Consider the following 17,492-nt stretch of genomic DNA (forward strand, 5'->3'; position numbering starts at 1 on the left):
AGAAATTTTAAAAAAGCTTTGCCATTTTAGGCAAAGCTTTTAAAATTTATTCGTTTTTGGTTAATTGCAGAGCCTTTTTTATATCCTTGAAGGAATTTGATTTTCCGTACATTAGTACACCGCCACGGTAAACACGGGCACCAAATACTGCTAAGAAAATTATTGTCCCCAATAGGATTGAAATCCCTAATGCAGCTTCCCAAACAGGAATATTCAGCATTCCTACACGTAAAAACATAATCATGGGTGTGAAAAATGGTATATACGATGTTATGACTATAAATGGAGAATCTGGCTTTCCAAGACCAAACATCGCAATCATAAATCCTGCCACAACAAGTAAGGTCATTGGTGTAATCATTTGTTGAACATCCTCAATCCTACTGACGAGCGAACCTAAAAAGGCAGCTAGGGTAGCATAGAGGAAATACCCTAAGATAAAGAAAACAACAGCATACGCAATGGTTGATAACGAAATATTACCAAATCCAAATGCATCAAAAAAACCACCTTCTAGAGAAGACAAATTCCGTTTTATGGAGAAATAACCTACTGATAGTAGTACTGCAAGCTGAGTTAAGCTTAACAGACCAATACCCAGTATTTTTGCAAACATCTGCTTGATCGGTGATACGCTAGATATCAAGATTTCCATCACTCTCGATGACTTTTCTGTCGCCACTTCCATTGCAATCATATTAGCATACATGATTACTGCAAAATAGATGATAAACAGCAGGACATAAACCAGTCCCCGAGCCTGATTCAATTCTTCTTCCGTTTTTGCGTTTTCTTCAAGAGCAATTTTCTCGAAAGAAACTGGTTCATATAGTTGTTGGAGCTGCTCTGGTGTTAGGTTAATTTTTGAAGCTGCAAGCATTGTTTTCATTTGCTGAAGCCCTGTCTGAAGATCGGAAAATATTGATGAATCCGCTACACTCATTGCTTTGTATGTAGCTTCAGGCAATTGTTCTGCATCATAACGAAGCTGGACAATTCCTGCATATTCTCCCTCTTCTACTGCCTTTTCAGCCTCTTTTTCAGAGCCGTCAAACTCTGTCAGTTGAAGGTCTTTATTTAATGCACTCATTTGTTCTTTAAGCGGTACATATAGCTGACCTGTTTCATCTAAAACCGCAACCTTTTCTTTACCGCCTCCTTTATCGAAAACTTCAATAATATTACTCATATTGGTCAACGCTAAAGTGATGACTACCGTCAACAATGTTGTGATCAAAAATGACTTTGTTTTTAATTTATTTAAATACGTATGGAATAAAATAATCCAAAACTTATTCATAGGAATCACCTACTTTCTCGATAAAAATATCATTTAAAGAAGGCTCTTCAAGGTCAAATTTTCTGATGAATCCTTTGTTTACTATATCTTTAAGAATTTTTTCAGCAACGTATTCTCCATCGATTTGGAGATGAATTCCCTCTGCTGTGGTTTTAGTCTTAACCACCCCTGGATAATCTTTCAGAGAATCCAATGGAAAATCAGCATGAATAACAAGGTTCTTTTTACCAAAGGCACGTTTTATTTCTTTTAAAGAACCGTGTACTACTGGGGTTCCTTTATGCATAATACAAAGATGCTCACACATCTCTTCTACATGATGCATTTGATGGCTTGAAAAAACAATGGTCGTTCCATTTTCCTTTAATAAAAGAACTGCCTCTTTAAGCATTTCAACGTTAACAGGATCCAAACCGCTGAATGGCTCATCGAGAATCAATAATTTGGGTTTATGTATTACCGCCGCAATGAATTGAATTTTCTGTTGGTTTCCTTTTGAGAGCTCTTCTACTTTTTTATTTTCATATTCTGGAACTTTAAATCTCTCCAGCCAATATTTCAATTCAGAAACTGCTTCACTTTTCAGCATACCTCTTAATCTCGCAAGGTAGACAATTTGATCGCTGACCTTTAATTTTGGGTATAAACCTCTTTCTTCAGGAAGATAGCCAACTAAATGGCTTGTGGAATAATTGATTGGCTGATCATCCCAGGTAATTCTTCCATCACTAGAATCCAGCAGCCCTAAAATCATCCGAAACGTTGTCGTTTTCCCTGCACCGTTTGCTCCCAAAAAGCCAAACATTTCTTTTTCAGGTATAACGATGGATAAATCCTTAACAGCCGTAAAACTGCCAAATCGCTTTGTTACATGTTCAAGTTTTAAAACCATACGAATTCCCCCTCTCAAAATTACTACGAAATTCCTCTGGAAAAGTTTCACTTTTGCAAAATATCAAGAATTATGCAAATATTATAATATCAATTAACACTTAGGAGGATAAAGGATGAAAACTTACAAATTAACTGCCTTTGAAGCAAATGGGGAAAAAATAGCAGATGAAGCGTTTCAAGCTGATGATGACGCGGCAGCAAAAAAATTAGCAGAAAAGCTGTTATCAGAAAAGAATTTACTTGAGAAAACACATCGCTGTACATCACCAAGTGGAAAGCTTTTGCTGTTCCATTCTTAATTTTTAAAAGAAAAAAGAAGCAACAAATGCTTCTTTTTTCTTTTATTTATTTTCCGATAAACTTTGCTGGTCTCTTTTCAATAAATGCTCGAATTCCTTCTTGGTGATCAAAAGTTCGACGCATATTTAATTGTCCTTGTTTTTCTAATTCTAATATCTTAAGTAATTGTGGGCGGTTCATATCTGCTAGTATCTTTTTCGTTTTTATCATAGCCTGAACAGGACGTTGCAGCCAATCCGATATTCTAGCGTCTAAAGTTTCTTCTAGGTTTCCTTCGGCAACTTCCTGAATCAACCCTAGTTCAAAAGCTTCCTTTGCATTCATCATTTTACCATCCCAAATGACCTGCTTTGCCTTAATTTCTCCTAATCTTTTTTCTAAAAAGAAGTGGGAACCACCATCTGGTATTAAACCAATCCCGATAAAATTCATTGCTAGTTTGCTCGTATTGTCAGCTATGATGTGGTCAGTGGCCAATGCTAGACTGAATCCAAGTCCTGCAGCTGCACCATTTACAGCACTAATTGTCAATTTGGGAATACTATAAAGAGTCATGATTAATTCACTAATACAATCCATCACAGGGTAGAATCCGCTTTCATCCAAGTCAGAAAGCATCGTTTTAATATCTCCTCCTGCTGAGAAAGCTCTGCCATTCCCTGTTAAAACGACAACATCAACATCATCCGATTCAGATATTTCCTTTAGTTTGCTGACAAGTCCCCTTATCATCTCCACATCGAGTGCATTTAACGCGTCCGGTCTATTCATTTCAACTGTTGCAACCCGTCCGTTCACCCTCACCTTTACCTTATCCGTTACAAAATTAATCGTCACCCCAAACGCCTCCCATAAACTTATATTCATTTCCATTATAGCTTGAATTGCAGTGATAAAAAATAAATTTTCATAATATAGGGAATTTTCACTATCGCTACTTACTATAACTATTTTTACGACTAAAAGGACAAAGAGCAGCCTCTTTGTCCTTTTAAAAACTTACTTCCTTAGTACTTCCTTTTGTACCTGCTCTCTTAATGTCATCTTTAAAAACTTCCCAACAGAAGTCTTCGGAATTTCCTCTAAGAACAAGATTTCATCAGGAAGCCACCATTTAGCAAACTGGGGCGTTAAAAATTCAATTAACTCTTCCTTTGTCACCATATCTTTATATCCGTCTTTTAACACAATACAAGCAAACGGCCTTTCCTGCCATTGTTCATGCGGGACAGCAACTACTGCCGCTTCAAACACCGATTCATGGGCCATTAAGGCATTTTCTATATCCACGGAAGAGATCCATTCGCCACCGCTCTTAATTAAATCTTTTGTTCGATCGACTATTTTTACAAACCCTTCCTCGTCAATCGTTACTACATCACCTGTGTGAAGCCAGCCGTCATGAAATGCATCTTCTGTTCTCTCATCCTTATAATACTCGGAGGCAATCCACGGACCCTTGATGCATAATTCTCCCATTTCTTTGCCATCCCAAGCCACTTCTCCATCCTTGCCGACAATTTTAATGCTTAATCCAGGAACTAAGACACCTTGCTTTGCTCTTATTTCTAGTCTTTCCTCATAATCTAAATTTTCCTGATAGCTTTTTAATGTTGAAATAACCACTAGCGGGCTTGTTTCAGTCATACCATATGCATGTAAGAATGGGATGTTATGACGTTGTTCAAATGCCTTAATCATCCCTTTAGGAGCTGCTGAACCGCCACAAAGTACTCCTCTTAAACTACTAAGGTCGTAAGAGCCCTCATCAAGTTCTTTTAACAAACCAAGCCAAATCGTTGGGACACCCGCAGTTATGGTAACTTTTTCACTTTCAATAAGTTCTGCAAGTAGTTTTGGTGTAAAATATGGTCCCGGCAACACTAAGGATGTCCCAAACCATACAGCTGCAAATGGCATTCCCCATGCATTGGCATGGAACATAGGCACCACTGGTAAGGCAATATCTTTTTCACTCATTGCCGCACTATCTGCAAGCCCTAAAGCCATACTATGAAGAAAAATCCCTCTATGGGAGTATACGACTCCTTTTGGATGTCCTGTAGTCGCAGATGTATAGCACATTCCAGCAGGATCATTTTCTTCTATATCTTCAGGATATTTGAAATTTGGATTTGCTTCAGCTAATAGATCTTCGTAATGATAGATTGGTGAAAGTGTGGTTTCAGGAAGTACCTTGTCGTCTGTCATGATTACATAAGCCTTAACGCTTTTTAGCTCAGATGCACATTTTTCAAGTAATGGAATTAAGTCAGGGTCTACTAAGAGGACACTATCTTCTGCATGGTTGATAATATAAGAAATATGCTGTGGAGAAAGACGGATGTTAATCGTATGAAGGACAGAACCGATACACGGAATCGCAAAATATGCTTCTAGATGGCGATGATGGTTCCATGCAAGTGTTCCTACCCTATCACCTTTTTCTACACCTAGTTTTTTTAGACCATCTGCTAACCTTCTCGTTCTTTCACCGATTTGTTTATACGTAAAACGGTGAATGCCGCTTGCTGTTCTAGAAACTACTTGCTTCTTTGGAAAATACTTTTCTGCTCTTTCAATCATCTGTGGCATTGTTAAAGGTGTTTGCATCATTGCTAAAATCCCCTCCCTAACTGAAAGCGTTTTCAAATCATAGTATCCTATGACTGTTATCCTATAAAATATTCGTCAAGTTTATGACATTTCCTCTATTAAAGACCCAATTTCGGATAAAAAAATCTCCTGCCTATTAAGCAAGAGATCCTCTTTCAGAGAAAATTTCATCTAATATTTTCATTTTTTCTTCCGTGTAAGCTTCAAAGCTTTCATTATATGTTTTAGGATCTTTAGGATTAGCAAAATGGGTAATTTTCCCTGTTTTTGAGTCGATAAATTTACTTGCTGCTCCACATCCAAGCCCAATAATCGTCTGCTGTTCTTCCATAATCATGATATTATATATGCTTTCTTGATTTGGAAATGCGTAGCCAACATTTTCAAGATTACCAAGAATGTTTTTTTGTCGGTAGAGATAATAGGGAACATATCCGTGATTACCTGTCCATTCTTGGGCAAGATTCATCATTTGTTCTACTTCATCACGACCTGCCACTTTATATTTATCCTTGTTTTTCGTCATTTCTGATGCACGTTTGAACGATAAGGTATGAACGGTTAAGGATTCGGGCATTAGCTTTTCTGTTTCAGCAAGTGAATGTGTAAATTCAGCCATCCCTTCACCTGGCAGACCAATAATGAGATCCATATTAATATTGTTCATGCCCATTTCTCTTGCTAAATGATATTTATCAATTGTTTCCGTTACCGTGTGATGTCTCCCGATAGCTTTTAATGTTTCTTGGGTATAGGATTGTGGATTAATACTAATCCTGTCTATTTTCCATTTCTTTAATACCTCTAATTTTTCAGGGGTAATTGTATCCGGACGACCCGCTTCAACGGTAATCTCACGTATCTTTTCAACGTCCGGGAATGAAGCATACATTTCTTCGTAAAGCATATCCATTTCTTCAGCCGTAATACTAGTAGGTGTACCGCCGCCATAGTAAACAGTTGTAATCTGTATACCCTTTGTCTTTAACCATTCACCGATTTTTTTTATTTCATAATGAAGACCACCTAAAAACGAATCAACGGATCCTTGTCTGCCGTTTATTGCATAGGCCGGGAATGTACAGTATGCACATTTTGTTGGACAAAATGGAATACCGATATAAATGCTAACTTCTTTTTGAAGTGAATAGAGATCTGGAACAATGGCTAACTGCCTGTCAACAATTTGCTGCATGATATTGATCTTTTCATCTGTAATTAGGTAATCATCTTTTAATTGCTGGTGGGCTATTTCTTGAGGAATACCTTCCTGTACTTTACGATGTAATAGCTTGGTTGGTCTAATCCCAGTTAAGATTCCCCACTTTTGGGTGATACCTGTCCAATTCTGTAAAAGGACTAAATAAACATGAGCAACTGCATTTTTGATCTGCTTGAATTTTTCCTTCTCTGAATGCACAGGCTTGAATTCCTTTTCATAGCTCTCCGTAACGGAATTTCCTTCTTTATCTTTGAGAACAGCTGTAACATAAATAAAGTGGTTATTTACTAAAGAAAAATTTATAATTAAATCTACATCTTCATCTTTAACTATTATAATCTCGGTTTCTTCGAAAAATAAGTTTCCGATGAGCTGCAATGTCCTGTCAAATCGTTCATCTTCTAAACCTAAAACACTAATTCGCACAAAAATCACCTTTTTCTATGAAAAGCGGAAGCGCCTTGACCAGGAGCGATAAGCATAAGACGAGCCCCTTGGCGCTGAGCTAGACACTATTTAAAACTCCTTTAAGTTTACAGAATCAATATTATAAGGTCAATACAATGGAAATCATTGACTGCTGTTTTCAAGTTTTCATAACCGCTATGAGTGACCACTCTTTCTTCTTTTTGCTGTTTCCGGGCTCTCATAACCGCTATGAGTGACCACTCTTTCTTCTTTTTGCTGTTTCCGGGCTCTCATAACCGCTATGAGTGACCACTCTTTCTCCTTTTTGCTGTTTCCGGGCTCTCATAACCCCCATGAGTGACCACTCTTTCTCCTTTTTGCTGTTTCCGGGCTCTCATAACCGCTATGAGTGACCACTCTTTCTCCTTTTTGCTGTTTCCGGGCTCTCATAACCGCTATGAGTGACCACTCTTTTTTCTTTTTGCTGTTTCCGGGCTCTCATAACCGCTATGAGTGACCACTCTTTCTCCTTTTTGCTGTTTCCGGGCTCTCATAACCCCTATGAGTGACCACTCTTTCTTCTTTTTGCTGTTTCCGGGCTCTCAAAGTAAAGAGACATCACCGCATGAATACGATGATGTCTCCTTCCTCACTTTTTAATGATATTCATTTTCCTTAAAAACTCAATTGGCTGTTGTTTTCTGAAGTGTTCTTTAACCATATAGGCTACACCATTCTCATTTCTTGATCTGGTTACCCAATCCGCGGCTCTTTTTACCTCGAATTCGGCATTCCACATTGCAACGCCTAACCCTGCTGCTTCAATCACTGGAATATCATCTAAGCCTTCACCGATTACGACCATTTCCTTTAGCTGGATACCAAGGTGGCTTCCAAGATAGGCTAACGCCTTTAACTTTGAAACACCTGCTGCGACAATATCTAATCGCAACCTGTCTAATTGAATGGTTTCAATTTCTGTAAACATCTTTTCAATAGCCTGTTTCGCATCCTGAAGGTCACTTTCCTCTTCAAAATAAACCTCAATTTTCGGTGGAGTAACAGGTTGATCATGTAAGTATTCACTTAGTGACGAAACAAATTGCTGAGAATAAAAAACAGGATCACCTGATGTAAAAACGGTTTTTGCCAACAAATTGTTGTTTAATTTCAGCCTATTTGCTAAAGAAAATTGTTCATGTACCAGCCTAATTTGACAGGGCATACCTTCTAGAAAACGAACTGCATCATAAGTAATATTCTCGTTAATTCTTTGGACATAATTTTGTTTATCTTGGATATTTGCAATAAAGGCACCTTGATGAGTGATTAGCGGGTTTTTTATTTTTAATGCCCTTGCAACCTTCTTGGCTGAGGGAAAACTTCGTGATGTCATAAGAGTTACATAAATTCCTTTTTGCTGAACATAATCAATAGCTTCCTTAGTTGACTTATGAATTTTCCCGTTACTTTGTAATAGAGTTCCATCAATATTTAATGCAAGCAAACGATAAATCATTACGCTGCCCCCTGTTCTTGGTGAAGATACCCTTATATCACTTTTATGATTTTTCACCCAAAGATAGAACAAGTGCATTAGAAAAGAAAAAAACTTCCGGAAAAACCGAAAGCTTTTGTTACGTTCTTATAAATTTCCGTATAGTTCCTCTAAAGGCTTCATAATTAGTTGATTTAGCTCCCCAATAATCATGCCCATCCGCTGTTCTGCCTGCATGAGTCGAGAGATTTTTTCATTTTGTTGGACAAGTGCTACCGTTGCTTGCGCCTGCTGGACTTCCTGCTCTGATATTTCTTGCCCCATCATTTGTTTTTGTTGTAAACTCATTTGAATTTTGCGGAAGTTATCAAACATATTTTTTGCTGCTGGGTCTGCATTTACTTCATTATACATTTGCTGTAATTGTTTATACTCAACACTTTGACGAATAGCTTTTTCTAATGCATAAGCTGCATCGTATAAATTAACGGACATTGTTCCCACTCCTCTTATGAAAATAATCTTAATAACTATAACAAACTATGTTGGTAAATGCGAGAATGTTCAATAAGGCTCCAATTATGAATCACCATCCATTAGGCGATAACATACGATACCATATCAACTAATGCCTATTTTTAACACATATTCGCCAATAAATGAGGAGTGACTATGCCCCCTATCACAATTGTTCCTATGGAATCAGCTAACAGTACAGACATTTTTGCTCAGATGTCCTCTCAACTGTTGAAACAACTACAACTTGAAACACACGATATTAAGATTTCTGTAGGAAAGAAAATGGTGAAAGTAGAAATACGTACTGTAGAAATGAACCCTAACGAGATTCATTTCCCTGAAAATCTATTTCGGTATTTTTGTTTACCGATTCAAGGATATAAATTTCATGCCATATATAAAAAGGAAATTAATTCACTTTTTTTAGGACCAGTCATTGGATTGGTAACAGATTTTACACAAAACAAAGGAAATGAGGAACCCTATTTTCGTTCAATCCACAGTTTTTGTGAAGAACTTCATCATGGCGTAACAGACAAGGCAGGTTTCCTTTATGTTTTTTCCTATCCAGAATTCTCTCTCCAAGGATATTACTTTGACGATGGAAAATGGAAGCCTGCAGAACTACCCCTTCCTGATGTTATTTATAATCGGATCCATTCACGCAGGTTAGAATTTGGTAAAGAATATCATTTATTTCGCAACACGCTTGCTGAGTTAAGTATCCCTATTTTTAATGATCGCTTTCTTTCAAAATGGGAGGTTCATGAGCACTTAATCAATGAAAATCATCTTCATTCTTATATACCAGATACAAATATTTTCACAAAGGATAATCTAATAGCTTTTGCAAAAAAATATGAAACTGTTTTTATTAAACCTGTACATGGAAGTCAAGGGAGAAACATATTCAAACTACAAAAAGAAAATAACCATTTTTCATTAGAATCTTCCGTTACAACACAATTAGAAAACAAGCAAGTTAACCTTACCTTTGAGGAGACATATCAGCTTCTAAAACCCTTGTTGAAAAACAAAATCTACATTATCCAACAGGGAATCCCACTCCTTACCTATCAATTTAGAGGGATGGACTATAGAGTACTATGTCACAAAAATCAACAAAACAACTGGGTTGTCACCTCTGTGGTTGCCCGGATTTCTGCAGAAAATGAGTTTGTTTCGAATATTGCTAGGGGCGGGGAAATAATGACTCCAATAAACGCGCTAATAGATAACATGAGTATTAGCGATGCTAAGTTGGTAATTACTCAAATGAAAGATTTAGCCATCGAAACAGCCATGATCATTGAAAGAAAGATTTCTGGAATCACTGGAGAACTCGGAATCGATATTGGAATCGACCAAAATGGTAAACCTTGGCTTATTGAAGTTAATTCAAAGCCATCGAAAAACTTTGAAGATGGTCAAATGAAAATAAGACCATCTGCCAAAGCAATTATTCAGTTTTGTACTAAGCTTGCATTAGATTCAACCTCAGAAATGGAGGATTCATAGATGAAAACCTTTGGAATAATAACCTTAAACATAGAAAGTGAAGCATCGTATATTCACGAAATAGCTGCACGCAGTCATTCTTGCGGCATGGAGTGTTACCACTTTCTACCTTCTTCTATTCATCCGCTTACCAAACAAGTCCAAGGGAGACGCTTTTGTGCAACAAAACAGAGTTGGGTTGACGGTGAATTTCCAATCCCTTCCCTCATCTATGATCGCTGTTTTTACGGAGATGATGAACATTCAAAGCAATGTATCCCCATTGTTTCTTGGTTAAAAAGCAGAGATGATATTACTTTTCTAGGCTTTGGGCTGCCTAATAAACTAGAATTATATGAAACATTATCCAACTCTCGATTATCTCCCTATTTACCCCACTCACAGTCAATTAAAGATTGCGCACAAGTAGCAAATGCCTTATACAAACAGAAAAAAATCATTATTAAACCAATAAATGGCTCTCAAGGTTACGGGATCTATTATTTAAAGAAAAACAATAAAACCATCCATGTCAAAACCGAAAAGAATAAGAAAATTATCTCAAGAATTTTTCCAAATGAGACAAAGTTATTTCAATGGCTGCAACCCTTAATTAACTTTCGGCCATACCTACTCCAGCCCTATCTTGAATTATCTAATCCTTCTTCACAGCCATTTGATATTCGAATTCTACTTCAGAAAGACGAAAAAGGTGTCTGGGTAGAGCGTGGAAAGGGAATTCGCATTGGAAATACTGGAGGTATTCTTTCAAACTTAAGTGCCGGAGGCTCGGTGCTTGACTTTACTTCCTGGTCCTCCACACAAGCTAGCAAAGAATACATTTGTTCGGAGTTAAATTTTATAACAACCAATCTCCCAAAAATCCTTGAAAGGGAAATTTTGCCGTTATTTGAAATTGGTATCGATATCGGAATGGCGAAGAATGGAGCCCTTTGGATCCTAGATGTTAACTCAAAGCCAGGAAGAAAAGTAGTTTTACAAACAGAGCCAGATTTAGAAGAAACCTTATTCCTTGCCCCACTTCTATATGGAAAATACCTTACTCAATCTGATTATAAAGAAAGGAAGAGCTACTATGAGAAAACGCTATACCATTGAAATTGCTAAAAACAGCCAATTAGTTGTATATTGTCCTCATGAGCTCTTGAAGGATAAGGTTATTAAAAAAATTGCATTTGGATCAAGGGCAATCGAAGCTGACTTTAAACCTCATCCTAATAAAAATAATTCTATTGTGATAAGCAATGAAGTTCAAAAAAAACTACACTTTCCGGATTTTGCAATAAAATTGCATGTATTTGTAGAACATCATGTCCTTAATATTGGACCTCTAGTAGGAATATTTACAGCTGGCTTCACTCCATTCCCACTCCGCCCTTTAGGTGACAGAACTAACTTTTTCTCTAAATTATTATCGGTAAAAACTAAAGTTGGTGCGATTCCATTTGTTTTTGGAGAACAGCATATTAACTGGGATAAGGGGACAATTAATGGGTATTTTTATCACGATCACAATTGGCTGACGATTGAGGTGCCATTTCCACATGTTATTTATGATCGACTGCCGAATCGAAAAAGTGAAAGAAACCCTAAACTAGTAAAAGTGAAAGAAATTTTGCAAAAGGAATATCTTATTCCATGGTATAATCCCGGCTTTTTCAGCAAGCTTGATATTTATGAAAGATTACAACAGGACCATTCAGTCACTATTTATCTCCCAGAAACACATCCATTTACATCCTTTTCAATGATTGAAAATATGCTTTCCAAATATGGTCATATCTATCTAAAACCAATAAATGGAAGCCTAGGGTTAGGTGTTCATCAAATCTTATATGATAAAATTCAAGACGAATATTACTGCCGCTATCAAGACCGTGATGGTGTAAATCGTCTACGGAGATTTTCGTCTTTAGAAGGATTGTTTCAGACCGTTTTTGCTAATCGTAATTTAGACAAAATGATTGTTCAACAAGGAATTCACTTATTGCGACATGAACAGAGACCCATTGATTTTCGTATTCACACCAATAAAGATGATGCGGGTGTATGGCATGTCACAGCATTGGCTGCAAAAATAGCAGGGCGTGGCAGCGTGACTACCCATGCTAGAAGTGGCGGGGAAATTAAAACACTTGCAGAAATTTTTCAGCAGGAAGAGTGTAACCTTCATACAGAAAAGCTCGTAAATGCCGCCCTTCTGTTAAGTAACAGCATCGCTAATAACATGGAAGGGATTATTGCAGAGATTGGTTTTGATTTAGGAATTGATAAACATGGTGATGTCTGGTTATTTGAAGCAAATTCTAAACCAGGGAGATCTATTTTCAGTCACCCAGCACTAAAGGATTTCGATCAACTCACATGTAAGCTATCAATGGCTTTTGCCGTATTTTTGACTGAACAATCCATTCTTCACCCTGAGGATGTTATCAAATGGTAATCATCAATCCATGGAGCAAAAGACTGGTTCCCGTTATCGGAATTTTGACTGCACGGAAAAAGGATGGCTCGATTGCAGGGAATGGCACACTTTTTATTGAATTGCAAAAAAAGCTTATTTCACTTAATGGAGTAAGCTTTATCTTTACACCGGATGGAGTTCATGAAGATTCAATTGATGGGTTCATATTTATTCCAGAAAAGAATGGATGGGAAAGAATAAACTCTCCTTTTCCAGATCTTGTTTATAACCGAATACCCTTCCGAAGGTCAGAAGAGGAATTAAAAAGCAGTACGTTTTTTTCTTTCTTGAAAGAGAAAAATATTCCCTTTTTTAATCCAGGATTTATTGATAAATCTGAGCTTTATCACCTCTTTAAAAACCACCCATTTCTTCACACCTTTCTGCCAGAAACCATACAAGCCAATCATAAACATAAACTTTCTGCATTTTTGTCTCAATACCAATCCATTTACTTAAAACCTTCTCAATCTGCAAGAGGGAATGGGATTTTTAAATTAGAACTAGATACACAGAAAAAAGTCTATATAAAAGGATTACAAGAAAATGACGAATTCGTCACATTTGATTATTTTTGGAAAGAGTGGGAAAGCAAACTTAGAGAGAAGAACTATTTGGCTCAAGAGGAAATAAAGTCCAGCCTATATGATGGAAAAAGGTTTGATTTTCGTATTCTTGCACATTCCGAAAATGATCATTATCAGGTTACTGGAATCGGAATCAGACAATCCCAAGTACAGGATATAACCACTCATATACCTTCAGGTGGAAGGCTCTTGCCATATAAGCAACTACAAACCGAGGAACACGATATTTTTATTGAAGCCGTTGTCGAACACATTGGCAAAGCACTAACTGAAAAGTTTGGTTTTTTCGGTGAATTTTCAATTGATATAGGGCTCAGTCAATCAGGGCAGTACTATATATACGAAGTTAACTCAAAACCGATGAGCTTTGATGAGACCGACATTGAAGAAAGAAAAATTGAACATCTATGTCAATTGTTTCTGCAGCTTACTGGCAATAAAACGAACTGAAATTAATTCTGGATTGTATTCATTTTTTCCCGTAAGCTAATAGTAACCATTAGCAAATAAGGGAGATGTTATCGTTGCTGACACACTTTCAGTTTAAGCCTCTATTTGAAAATAAAAATATTCCAGGTTGGAATTTTTCTTTTTACTATAAAAAACAAAGATATTCAGGTATCTATCACCAAACTGGAAAAATTGAATGGACAGCTAATACTCCCGAACAGGATAACATTGATACACTTACAAGCCAAATCCACGAGTTAATGCTCTTCCATGTTTATGAATAATGAATGACTGAATGAAATACTACCCTTTCCGCAAACTAAAGAAAAACTAGGAAAGGAAATGATCTCTGTGGAAGAAGGAAAAAAAGACTTGCAGTATGAAGGAAAAGACAAAGTTTACTTAGATATTGACAGAATGATTAACGAAGGTATGTCGGGAGGATCCGTTCATTCTCGCCATGATTCAACAAATATTGAAGAAGCACGTAATCTTACTGAAGAGGATCCCCCTTCTCAATCAAATGAATAAATAAGGAAAAGGCTGACACGTTGAAATGATCACGAGTTAGCCTTTTTTAATTAATACCGGCAAATAATGATATAATTAGTACATTATTATTTAAATTTTCTAAACGGAGAAGTTGACCTTGCTAAAAAAAATTATGTCCTTATACGCAAATTCAGTACTATATACTGAACAGCCACACCATACATCTGATCAATTTTACATATTTTATGACGAATCTGAGCGGAACTGGCTTACAATTCCGAAAACAAGTCTAACAGAAAAAGAGTTAAACCTTCTTCAAGTTCTATACAAACAAGTGAAAATTCCTTCTATGCCATCAACCACGCTTTCACGAAAATGGCATGAGTTTTTACTATTAAATGGGTCCAAGCCCTCACTGAGTTCCGAAAGTAATTTTCGATTCATTCAGTTCCACATCAAAGGTAATGGGGTTGACCAATCCGAAATCGAATCAGCCATAAAAGGCTTTTTTCCTGACGAAGTACAAATCATATGGGAAGATGATCATAATGGAATTGTTATTGAAGAACGAAGACAATTATCCCTTACCGAAAGTGAGTTAACTTCCATAGCTGATACGTTAGAAAGCGATTTTTATGTAAAGGTTTCTTTTTATATCGGCAAGATCAACCCTTTCTCGAGTCAATTGCGAAACCATTTTCAACAAGAAAAAGAGTATTTTGAATTTGCTAAGAAAAATATAACAAGCACAAATATTATTACCTTTGAAAAGGTTTTCCCTGCTTTTGTGGCATTAAATCTCCCTGATTACATAAAAGATAAGGTCAACAACGAGCTTTCAGCTGTATTTTTAGAAGATCCAGAGTTATATACAACCATAAAAGTCTTTCTGGAGAATAATTTGAATGCAAGTCTAACTGCTAAAAAGCTGTATATTCACCGAAATACACTTCAATATCGGATTGATAAATTTATTGATAAAACCGGAGTACAATTAAAAGACTTTTACGGGGCTTTCACTGTCTTTCTTGCGTGCCTTCTATATGAGGACAACATGCACAAAAATTAACTTTGGAACTTTGTGCATTGTGTCCATATTTTTTGTAAACCTTTTCATATAAACTAAAACTAATCATATCAGGGAGGTTTTCAAAAATGGCAGAATTAAAATTAGATCATATTTATAAAATTTATGATAATAAAGTTACAGCAGTTACAGACTTTAATCTACATATCCAAGATAAGGAGTTTATCGTATTTGTTGGTCCTTCTGGCTGCGGTAAATCAACAACTTTACGTATGGTTGCTGGTCTTGAAGAAATTTCAAAAGGTGACTTTTATATTGACGGAAAAAGAGTTAACGATGTTGCTCCTAAAGATCGTGATATCGCAATGGTTTTCCAAAACTATGCACTATATCCGCATATGACCGTTTATGATAATATGGCTTTCGGTTTAAAACTTCGTAAGTTTCCGAAGGATGAAATTGATCGTCGTGTAAATGAAGCTGCAAAAATTCTAGGATTAGAAGCTTACTTAAAAAGAAAGCCAAAAGCATTATCCGGCGGTCAACGTCAGCGTGTTGCATTAGGACGTGCGATTGTCCGTGACGCAAAGGTATTCTTAATGGACGAGCCTCTTTCAAACCTTGATGCAAAACTTCGTGTTGCAATGCGTGCTGAAATCGCTAAGCTTCACCGTCGTTTAAACACAACTACTATTTATGTAACACATGACCAAACAGAAGCAATGACAATGGCTTCAAGACTTGTCGTTATGAAGGATGGTCTTATACAACAAGTGGGAACACCAAAAGAAGTATATGAAAAGCCTGAAAACGTATTTGTTGGCGGTTTTATCGGTTCACCTGCAATGAACTTCTTTAACGGTAAACTAGCAGATGGCAAATTTGTAATAGGCAAAACTGCTATCGCAGTACCTGAAGGTAAGATGAAAGTTCTTCGCGAGCAAGGATATGTAGGAAAATCAATTATCCTTGGTGTCCGTCCAGAGGATATCCATGACGAGCCTGTATTTATCGAAGCATCTGTTGGTACAAAAATTACCACAAATGTTGATGTAGCTGAGTTAACTGGTGCAGAATTAATGGTTTACTCTAGTGTTGACGGACAGGAATTCGTTGCCCGCCTTGATTCAAGAGCTGACATTCACCCAGGGGATTCACTTGAATTAGCATTTGATTTAAACAAGGGTCATTTCTTTGACGCTGAAACTGAGTCCCGCATTCGCGTGGCTAATGAGTAGAAAAGCGGAAGCGCCTTGCCCGGGGGCTTATTACCCCTAGGCGCTGTAGCTAGACAATTCTCAAAGTTACTAAAAAAGGTCCCGTATTCGCGGGACCTTTTTTGCATTTATACATCTATTCCTTAATAAAGATTACCTCATCCTTCTGACAGAATAGACATTGGTAGAGGTGCGGGCATTTTTGGTCTGTATTCGTGTCAGGATAACCATCTTCCATTTTCATTAAATCAATTTCCATGTACGGACTATAATCATCATAGAAATCCATTAGCCGTCCACTATCCAACATCTGTTCCCCACAATGTGCGCATAGAAGATATACGTCTCGTAAACCGTTGCATATTGGGCATATTGACATTTCCATTCACCCTTTAATTTATTGTATGAGGTTAGTGTGTGTTACTATTACGGCACTATGTAAAGGAATAAATTACCAAATAATAAATCGAATAAGCAGTCCGTTTTTAATCATAATAAATATTACAAAGCAAGCAACAACCTTACATCGAAGGGTTACCAACTAAAGGGTCATAAGCCGGTGCAAGTCCTAGGAAAAAGCGGGGTTCAGCTTTTTCTCGGCTAACCCAGCCAAACAAAAGAAAGTATGCTCCAATATCTAATAATTTTTAAAATGGGTTAGGCCAAGGCGGCATGGTTATCATAACCAGAATGGTTCAATTCCATACTGACCCCAAACTTATTAAGAGGAGTGTTATTCAACTATGGCTAGTAACAACAACTCTAATCAACTTGTAGTACCAGGCGTTCAACAAGCACTTGATCAAATGAAGTATGAAATCGCTTCAGAATTTGGTGTTAATCTAGGTGGAGATACTACTTCTCGTGCCAACGGTTCTGTCGGAGGAGAAATCACTAAGCGTCTTGTAGCAATGGCAGAGCAACAACTTGGCGGATTCCAACGCTAATCTTTAAGCAAACACAGTTAAAAAAATAAATAA

Annotated in this window: 18 protein-coding genes; 10 read left to right on the top strand and 8 right to left on the bottom strand. The window is 37.0% G+C overall.

Features of this window, described 5'->3' with window-relative positions; all coding sequences use genetic code 11:
- Nucleotides 1-46: 46 nt before the first annotated feature.
- Entirely contained in the window at nucleotides 47-1,300 is a 1,254-nt protein-coding gene (locus TR08_RS16295; RefSeq protein WP_045519881.1) for an ABC transporter permease, read from the bottom strand.
- Nucleotides 1,293-2,192: an ABC transporter ATP-binding protein gene (locus tag TR08_RS16300; RefSeq protein WP_045519882.1), complete on the bottom strand. Its 900-nt coding sequence runs from the start codon at nucleotides 2,190-2,192 to the stop codon at nucleotides 1,293-1,295. Before TR08_RS16300 ends, TR08_RS16295 begins: the two co-directional genes overlap by 8 nt.
- A gap of 115 nt (nucleotides 2,193-2,307) precedes the next feature.
- Between TR08_RS16300 and TR08_RS16305 the strand changes: the two genes are divergently transcribed.
- Entirely contained in the window at nucleotides 2,308-2,493 is a 186-nt protein-coding gene (locus TR08_RS16305; protein WP_045519883.1) for a YhzD family protein, read from the top strand.
- Between the two features lie 46 nt (nucleotides 2,494-2,539).
- Here the strand turns inward: TR08_RS16305 and TR08_RS16310 are convergent, their stop codons facing one another.
- The 5 genes from TR08_RS16310 to TR08_RS16330 form a co-directional block, all read right to left on the bottom strand.
- On the bottom strand, nucleotides 2,540-3,331 hold the full coding sequence (locus TR08_RS16310; protein WP_045519885.1) for an enoyl-CoA hydratase: 792 nt from the start codon (nucleotides 3,329-3,331) through the stop codon (nucleotides 2,540-2,542).
- 162 nt (nucleotides 3,332-3,493) lie between these two features.
- Nucleotides 3,494-5,110: a long-chain fatty acid--CoA ligase gene (locus tag TR08_RS16315; RefSeq protein WP_045519887.1), complete on the bottom strand. Its 1,617-nt coding sequence runs from the start codon at nucleotides 5,108-5,110 to the stop codon at nucleotides 3,494-3,496.
- A 136-nt stretch (nucleotides 5,111-5,246) separates the two neighbouring features.
- A complete protein-coding gene (locus TR08_RS16320; RefSeq protein WP_045519888.1) occupies nucleotides 5,247-6,758 on the bottom strand; it encodes a coproporphyrinogen III oxidase in 1,512 nt (503 codons plus the stop codon).
- A 631-nt stretch (nucleotides 6,759-7,389) separates the two neighbouring features.
- On the bottom strand, nucleotides 7,390-8,259 hold the full coding sequence (locus tag TR08_RS16325; protein WP_045519891.1) for a Cof-type HAD-IIB family hydrolase: 870 nt from the start codon (nucleotides 8,257-8,259) through the stop codon (nucleotides 7,390-7,392).
- 126 nt (nucleotides 8,260-8,385) lie between these two features.
- Nucleotides 8,386-8,733 carry a YlbF family regulator gene (locus tag TR08_RS16330; protein WP_045519893.1) on the bottom strand — a complete coding sequence of 116 codons (348 nt, stop codon included), beginning with the start codon at nucleotides 8,731-8,733 and terminating at the stop codon, nucleotides 8,386-8,388.
- 177 nt (nucleotides 8,734-8,910) lie between these two features.
- Here TR08_RS16330 and TR08_RS16335 point away from each other — a divergent pair, with 177 nt between their 5' ends.
- The 8 genes from TR08_RS16335 to TR08_RS16370 all read left to right on the top strand — a co-directional run bounded on the left by TR08_RS16335 (nucleotide 8,911) and on the right by TR08_RS16370 (nucleotide 16,533).
- Nucleotides 8,911-10,275 carry a YheC/YheD family endospore coat-associated protein gene (locus TR08_RS16335; RefSeq protein WP_045519896.1) on the top strand — a complete coding sequence of 455 codons (1,365 nt, stop codon included), beginning with the start codon at nucleotides 8,911-8,913 and terminating at the stop codon, nucleotides 10,273-10,275.
- On the top strand, nucleotides 10,276-11,373 hold the full coding sequence (locus TR08_RS16340; RefSeq protein ID WP_045519901.1) for a YheC/YheD family endospore coat-associated protein: 1,098 nt from the start codon (nucleotides 10,276-10,278) through the stop codon (nucleotides 11,371-11,373).
- Nucleotides 11,351-12,718 (top strand): YheC/YheD family endospore coat-associated protein, encoded by a 1,368-nt coding sequence (locus tag TR08_RS16345; protein ID WP_045519903.1) that lies wholly within the window; start codon nucleotides 11,351-11,353, stop codon nucleotides 12,716-12,718. Before TR08_RS16340 ends, TR08_RS16345 begins: the two co-directional genes overlap by 23 nt.
- Nucleotides 12,712-13,776, top strand: coding sequence for a YheC/YheD family endospore coat-associated protein (locus TR08_RS16350; protein WP_045519906.1), 1,065 nt, complete (start codon nucleotides 12,712-12,714; stop codon nucleotides 13,774-13,776). The genes TR08_RS16345 and TR08_RS16350 overlap by 7 nt, the downstream gene beginning before the upstream one ends.
- 74 nt (nucleotides 13,777-13,850) lie before the next feature.
- On the top strand, nucleotides 13,851-14,060 hold the full coding sequence (locus TR08_RS16355) for a YheE family protein (protein ID WP_045519908.1): 210 nt from the start codon (nucleotides 13,851-13,853) through the stop codon (nucleotides 14,058-14,060).
- A gap of 67 nt (nucleotides 14,061-14,127) precedes the next feature.
- Nucleotides 14,128-14,307 carry a hypothetical protein gene (locus TR08_RS16360; RefSeq protein ID WP_370576327.1) on the top strand — a complete coding sequence of 60 codons (180 nt, stop codon included), beginning with the start codon at nucleotides 14,128-14,130 and terminating at the stop codon, nucleotides 14,305-14,307.
- Between the two features lie 118 nt (nucleotides 14,308-14,425).
- The gene (locus tag TR08_RS16365; RefSeq protein WP_045519911.1) at nucleotides 14,426-15,337 is read left to right on the top strand and encodes a PucR family transcriptional regulator; all 912 of its coding nucleotides are present in this window, start codon (nucleotides 14,426-14,428) and stop codon (nucleotides 15,335-15,337) included.
- An 86-nt stretch (nucleotides 15,338-15,423) separates the two neighbouring features.
- Nucleotides 15,424-16,533, top strand: a complete 1,110-nt coding sequence (locus TR08_RS16370; RefSeq protein WP_045519912.1) for an ABC transporter ATP-binding protein — start codon at nucleotides 15,424-15,426, stop codon at nucleotides 16,531-16,533.
- A gap of 115 nt (nucleotides 16,534-16,648) precedes the next feature.
- Here TR08_RS16370 and TR08_RS16375 read toward each other — a convergent pair whose 3' ends face one another.
- Nucleotides 16,649-16,891: a hypothetical protein gene (locus TR08_RS16375; RefSeq protein WP_045519913.1), complete on the bottom strand. Its 243-nt coding sequence runs from the start codon at nucleotides 16,889-16,891 to the stop codon at nucleotides 16,649-16,651.
- A 364-nt stretch (nucleotides 16,892-17,255) separates the two neighbouring features.
- Between TR08_RS16375 and TR08_RS16380 the strand changes: the two genes are divergently transcribed.
- Nucleotides 17,256-17,459, top strand: a complete 204-nt coding sequence (locus TR08_RS16380; protein WP_045519914.1) for an alpha/beta-type small acid-soluble spore protein — start codon at nucleotides 17,256-17,258, stop codon at nucleotides 17,457-17,459.
- The last annotated feature ends 33 nt before the right edge of the window (nucleotides 17,460-17,492 follow it).

The sequence above is a fragment of the Neobacillus niacini genome (assembly GCF_000759675.1).
Taxonomy (GTDB): domain Bacteria; phylum Bacillota; class Bacilli; order Bacillales; family Cytobacillaceae; genus Neobacillus; species Neobacillus niacini_A.

Coding starts and splice junctions, on each gene's coding strand:
- TR08_RS16380 (WP_045519914.1), top strand. CDS start 17,256: ATGGCTAGTAACAACAACTCTAATCAACTTGTAGTACCAGGCGTTCAA.
- TR08_RS16345 (WP_045519903.1), top strand. CDS start 11,351: ATGAGAAAACGCTATACCATTGAAATTGCTAAAAACAGCCAATTAGTT.
- TR08_RS16300 (WP_045519882.1), bottom strand. CDS start 2,192: ATGGTTTTAAAACTTGAACATGTAACAAAGCGATTTGGCAGTTTTACG.
- TR08_RS16375 (WP_045519913.1), bottom strand. CDS start 16,891: ATGTCAATATGCCCAATATGCAACGGTTTACGAGACGTATATCTTCTA.
- TR08_RS16325 (WP_045519891.1), bottom strand. CDS start 8,259: ATGATTTATCGTTTGCTTGCATTAAATATTGATGGAACTCTATTACAA.
- TR08_RS16370 (WP_045519912.1), top strand. CDS start 15,424: ATGGCAGAATTAAAATTAGATCATATTTATAAAATTTATGATAATAAA.
- TR08_RS16315 (WP_045519887.1), bottom strand. CDS start 5,110: ATGATGCAAACACCTTTAACAATGCCACAGATGATTGAAAGAGCAGAA.
- TR08_RS16305 (WP_045519883.1), top strand. CDS start 2,308: ATGAAAACTTACAAATTAACTGCCTTTGAAGCAAATGGGGAAAAAATA.
- TR08_RS16330 (WP_045519893.1), bottom strand. CDS start 8,733: ATGTCCGTTAATTTATACGATGCAGCTTATGCATTAGAAAAAGCTATT.
- TR08_RS16350 (WP_045519906.1), top strand. CDS start 12,712: ATGGTAATCATCAATCCATGGAGCAAAAGACTGGTTCCCGTTATCGGA.
- TR08_RS16340 (WP_045519901.1), top strand. CDS start 10,276: ATGAAAACCTTTGGAATAATAACCTTAAACATAGAAAGTGAAGCATCG.
- TR08_RS16295 (WP_045519881.1), bottom strand. CDS start 1,300: ATGAATAAGTTTTGGATTATTTTATTCCATACGTATTTAAATAAATTA.
- TR08_RS16335 (WP_045519896.1), top strand. CDS start 8,911: ATGCCCCCTATCACAATTGTTCCTATGGAATCAGCTAACAGTACAGAC.